Here is a 1987-nt window from a genome sequence, read left to right as displayed (position 1 = left end):
CTTTGACAAATACCGCAGCCCTGCGGTCATATCCGGCAACTGGAATACGTTCCCTGACGGTCCGTGTGAGAAACGGAAAGCGATATGGAGGATGCGCCAAGACCACCTGTAGGAGAAAGCGAATTGCAGTGAATTTCACTTCTGCTATCAAAGACGGCCAAATAAGGTGCCCAGCGGTCCCCATCCATCCCAAAACAGCCCTGGCAAGCTGTTTCGCAATGACCCCGTCAGAACACAATGATACTCCTGCCCAGCCACAGCCCTGCTACGCAGGATCACGCAATGGGGGCAGCTCGGAGAGAACCTCGGAGGGGTGAGACGCCCGTGATGTGCGCCAGCACAGTTCCAGACTGCCGCCCAAGGCTCGGGAAGTAGTGTCGAATAGAGCCAGCAAATGATCAACGATAAGAAAGCGGGGCCGCTCTCCGCAAAAAGGATAGCAATATCTTTGCACCAACCTGCGCAGGAGCGGCCCCGTCTTTTCAAAACAGAGGAGAAAACGACTATGGATTTCAAGAGGACCCGTCCCATTCAGCGGGGCGATATCTATTACGCCGATCTCACGCCGGTCACCGGCTCGGAGCAGGGAGGCATCCGGCCTGTCCTGATTCTCCAGAACAACGTGGGCAACCACCACAGCCCCACCGTCATCGCCGCCGCCATTACGGGGTACGTCAAGGGCAAACGCCAGCCCACCCATGTGCGGCTCAAGGGCGCGGCCTGCGGCCTGTTCCGGGACTCCACTGTCCTGCTGGAGCAGGTTCGGACGCTGGACAAGTCCCGCCTGGGTGAGTACATGGGCAGCGTGGGTGAGGACAAGATGTGGGAAGTGGACGCCGCTCTGCACATCAGCGTAGGGCTTGCAGAAACATACCGCTGAACTATATACATAGCGGAGACTGTGTCTCTGCTGTTTTTCCATCAACCCATCGGGGCCGCTCACGGTTCCCGATGGGCGGCTCTCAGATAAGGAGGGCGTTAATGCTATGACTACAAAGGAACTGCGGGACAATGTCACCTTCCTCTCCGCTCTTCGGATGCTGGAGAGTATGGCGGAGCGAAAGCTCCTGTCGGAAGCGGAAACGGAGCGGGCCAAGGCCGAACTGAAGCGGCGGCTCCGGCCCACCTTGATTTTTACCTGAGAACAGGTACATTCTGCTTGGTTTTAGGGGCTGTTTTTGGTTGGTATTGGTGAATAGCTGTTTCAAAAAACTTGTGATATTGTGTGTCGCAGAAAGGAGGTCAAAAAAGATATGGTACAGACAAACACTACTGCCGCAAGGCGTCCGAGAATTACCGTCATTGACCCCAGGAAGCCCGAGGCGGCAAAGCTCCGGGTCGCGGCATACGCCAGGGTCAGCAGCGACTCGGCTGACCAGCTCAACTCCTACATGGCCCAGGTGGACTTCTACACCAAGTTCATCTCCTCCAGGGAGGACTGGGAGCTGGTAGACGTCTACGCCGACGAGGGGCTGTCCGGACTGGAGGCCCGGAAGCGTGAGGAGTTCAACCGCATGATCGCGGACTGCCGTGACGGGAAGATCGACCGGGTGCTGGTCAAGTCCACCTCCCGCTTCGCCCGGAACACCACGGACTACATCCGGTATGTGCGGGAACTGCTCCGGCTGGGCATCTCCATCTGCTTCGAGAAAGAGAACATCGACACCGGGAAGATGACCACCGAGCAGATCGCCCAGATCTACGGCGCTTTCTCCCAGATGGAGTCCACCAACCACTCCAACAACATGAGGGTCAGCGTTCGGATGCGGATGGAAAAGGGAATCTTCGTCCCTCCGTCCACCCCCTACGGCTACCGGCTGGCGGGGCGGGAGCTGGAGATCATCCCCGAGGAGGCGGAGATCGTCCGGTATATCTACAACGCCTACCTCAAGGGCCAGGGGACGGCGGATATCGCCCATGAGCTGAATGAGCTGGGGGCTATCCGGGGCCATGGCCGGGAGGGATGGTATCCAAACACGGTGCAGTA

Annotated in this window: 3 protein-coding genes; all 3 read left to right on the top strand. The window is 58.2% G+C overall.

Annotation, left to right across the window (positions count from 1 at the left end):
- Positions 1 to 505: 505 nt before the first annotated feature.
- Complete coding sequence (locus JX325_RS15925; RefSeq protein WP_160211068.1) at positions 506 to 880, top strand: type II toxin-antitoxin system PemK/MazF family toxin; 375 nt, start codon at positions 506 to 508, stop codon at positions 878 to 880.
- 106 nt (positions 881 to 986) lie between these two features.
- Entirely contained in the window at positions 987 to 1142 is a 156-nt protein-coding gene (locus tag JX325_RS15920; protein WP_204792031.1) for a hypothetical protein, read from the top strand.
- A gap of 111 nt (positions 1143 to 1253) precedes the next feature.
- Positions 1254 to 1987: recombinase family protein (locus JX325_RS15915; protein WP_204792030.1), on the top strand; the 734-nt coding region annotated here is incomplete at its 3' end.

Origin of the sequence: Oscillibacter sp. CU971 (assembly GCF_905219725.1) — a bacterium.
GTDB lineage: Bacteria > Bacillota > Clostridia > Oscillospirales > Oscillospiraceae > Oscillibacter.
The sequence above is the reverse complement of the archived record's forward strand: the minus strand, read 5'-3'. Positions and strand labels throughout refer to the sequence as shown.

Bases quoted from the DNA above. Each gene is read 5' to 3' on its own strand.
- JX325_RS15925 (WP_160211068.1), top strand. From the start codon at position 506: ATGGATTTCAAGAGGACCCGTCCCATTCAGCGGGGCGATATCTATTAC.
- JX325_RS15920 (WP_204792031.1), top strand. From the start codon at position 987: ATGACTACAAAGGAACTGCGGGACAATGTCACCTTCCTCTCCGCTCTT.